The organism is Macellibacteroides sp. (assembly GCF_050251695.1).
Lineage (GTDB): Bacteria > Bacteroidota > Bacteroidia > Bacteroidales > Tannerellaceae > Macellibacteroides > Macellibacteroides fermentans.
Genome location: NZ_JBFWMI010000184.1, coordinates 1 through 2730, shown reverse-complemented (window position 1 = coordinate 2730; position 2730 = coordinate 1). Strand labels below are relative to the sequence as shown.

4 protein-coding genes are annotated in these 2730 nt (G+C 38.5%); 1 reads left to right on the top strand and 3 read right to left on the bottom strand.

The annotated features are described in order from the left end of the window. Positions 1-361: 361 nt before the first annotated feature. Positions 362-1264 carry an energy transducer TonB gene (locus tag AB7E53_RS14885; protein WP_446776582.1) on the bottom strand — a complete coding sequence of 301 codons (903 nt, stop codon included), beginning with the start codon at positions 1262-1264 and terminating at the stop codon, positions 362-364. Positions 1265-1485: 221 nt separating this feature from the next. Next, a complete protein-coding gene (locus AB7E53_RS14880; protein WP_446776580.1) occupies positions 1486-1881 on the bottom strand; it encodes a YybH family protein in 396 nt (131 codons plus the stop codon). Positions 1882-2125: 244 nt separating this feature from the next. On the opposite strand from AB7E53_RS14880, the gene AB7E53_RS14875 reads away from it, so the two are divergent. Continuing rightward, positions 2126-2314, top strand: a complete 189-nt coding sequence (locus AB7E53_RS14875) for a winged helix-turn-helix domain-containing protein (protein ID WP_446776584.1) — start codon at positions 2126-2128, stop codon at positions 2312-2314. Between the two features lie 144 nt (positions 2315-2458). Here AB7E53_RS14875 and AB7E53_RS14870 read toward each other — a convergent pair. Then, positions 2459-2730: amidohydrolase family protein (locus tag AB7E53_RS14870; RefSeq protein WP_446776578.1), on the bottom strand; the 272-nt coding region annotated here is incomplete at its 5' end.

Genomic DNA, 2730 nt, shown 5'->3' with positions numbered 1-2730 from the left:
GATTTACATCCGATAATACAAACGGATTGATAATACTTTGCAAATATCGTTTATTTTTATCATCTGCTATAATGAATGACATTCAAATAACTATCGATACACCCATTTTTCACAATATTGATGATATTCAATCAACATTGAATGAGGTACCGGAAAGAATAATGATTCCCGGGATTCATATATACCATGCTGTTTTTACTTCTTTGGAGAGGTTGACGATTGTAATTTGTCGGCTACATTCAATTATAATATGCTGTTTTTACCGGCAATGTAAAAAACTATGATGAATTTGAACCATGGTCTAGAGCCAACCCAATGATTGACAGTTTGAGCTGGACACCTTAATTGATACTGCTAACTTTTAGTTATTACTAAAAGTGACAGGAACGGTCCAATTGGAACTTCGATATTCCCCTTTCCCCCCAATATAAGAGTAAGGTGTCCAGCGGGGCATATCTTTGAGTATTTGCAACACTTGATTGTCCCATGCCTCTATGCCACAACTTCGTAAGACCCTGACTTCTGCCACTTCTCCATACGAGTCAATTTTAGCCGAGTAAACACCTCTTGCTTGCTTTTGGTCTCCTAACAGAGAAGGATCGTACACAAGACGTTGATAGATATAGTTTTGGATGGTTGACTCTTTTCCGTCTTGAAATTTTGACATGATTTGCCAATCCACCCAAAGGTGTTTCAGTTTTTCTGCTTCTATACTGTCCGCTATTATCCTGTCTCTGTAACGTTGAGGCAAGAAGGGGACATATACGGTATAAAGACACCTCATCCGTTTGCCATTTTCATCCCTGGAGGGCAGACAGTGCGGAAGTTCTTTAATCAACCGAACAACCTCATTGTCAAAATCTTTATGGATGGACTTCAAGATGTTTATATCGCTGGGGAGCCCCATGGTATCGATAGAAAACATTACAACGGAGTACCCGGCTTTATTCTTTGCTAAGAGCTGTGGCGGATATTTCATTTGAGAAAAGAAGTATCTGTCTAAATCGTAATCCCATTTAGCCCATTTGGGAAGCTCTATGGTACCCATATCTTTGCCGTCTATCCTTGAAAAGCCAAGGTTCCAGTTTTTCTCTTTGCGCCACATGCTATCCAAACGATTTTCGTTTTGCCGCAACTTCGACAAACCGTTATCCGCAACAGACCGGCTTTCCAACACTGCCGACTTATCTCTGATGCCACTTTCCTGTGCCGGAAGGGAGCTAATAATCAGAAGAGAATAAATGAATACAAAGATTGTTCTCATATCTCATCAATTGGTTATGCGCAAATATATAAAAAAGTAGGATTAAAAATCTACCTAATTTATTATATTACAGCATCATTTATGTTGTAATTACTTAATTATTCAGATTGAATCCAATAGAAGAAATTTTGCGTTTCTGAATCTCTCCCAGAACTTCTTGTCTGCGTTTATAAATTAAAACAGATCTATTGAAATGAAAGTGTTGGATAAAGTATCCAACACTAAGCCCAGGGAGTAGGTGGTTTAGTCTGCGAAACATGACAGTGGATAACTTTCCATTGGTCGTTTTCCAAACGATAGACGGATGTAAAGTTTTCTTCCCAAAGCTTTTCGCCCAAGTAGATATTCAAATTGTAAGAGAGTACCGCCATTGAATCAGACAATTGCACCAGGGGATTGATCATTTCGAAATTATCCATCAGAACTGTTCCCCGCATACTTTCGTACAGATCTTTAATCTTATCGAACCCATCCAGCCTCAATTGCTGATCCGGATCGAAATAGCTGAAATCTTTCGAATAAAGTTCAAGAAAGGGAGTTGGGTCACCTTTGATCCACGCCTGCATAGCCTCTTTCTCGAGGGCTATGATTGTTTGGGAAATGCTACGTTTGTCCATAATGTATTTATTTAAGATTAAAGATTGAAGATTGAAACGCAATAACCAGAATCAGTTATGCCTAAAACTTTGTTTTATGAAAAACATATGTAGGGATATTTCTCATTTTCATTCAATTACAATACAAATGTAGTAATTCGTTTGTAAATAATGGTTCATATAAGTAAGTTATTTATCTAGTTAAATAATAAAATTAATGTAAATAACAGAGATACTCTAAAAAGCCCAAGAAAAGCCCAAGAACATTCAAGCAGAAATTATAGAAATAATAAGATCTAATCCACATATAAGCCGTAAAGAAATGGCTTCACTGCTGGATAGCTCACCTTATAGTGTAAAATATCACTTGAGACAACTAACGAACAAAGGGATCATTAAACATGAGGGCGCAACAAAAGCCGGGAAGTGGGTCATTCTATTAAACCTAGATTGAACTACCCGAAATATTCGAATAGTTCAATTCTATGGTAAATATCAATCAGCTGTTGACCGACTGATGTTGATTCGTTATAGATTACAAGCTGGTTGTAATCCGTTACGGTAAATGTTATTTCAAAACGGGAGGCAAAAGGTCTGCTTAAACCAGGTATGCCACCTCCATCCCACGGATGGAATCGTCTATTACTCCGTTGTTGTATACTTGCTGGCCGTTTACAAAGGTACGCAGCACCTTGTGGTGGAACGTATAGCCTTCGAAAGGAGACCATCCACATTTATATAGGATATTCTCCTTGCCAACCGTCCAGTTTGCTTCCGGATCAATTAAGACAAGGTCGGCATAATAACCCGGACGAATATACCCGCGGCGGTCGATCTTGAACAACTCTGCCGGCATGTGAGCCATCTTCT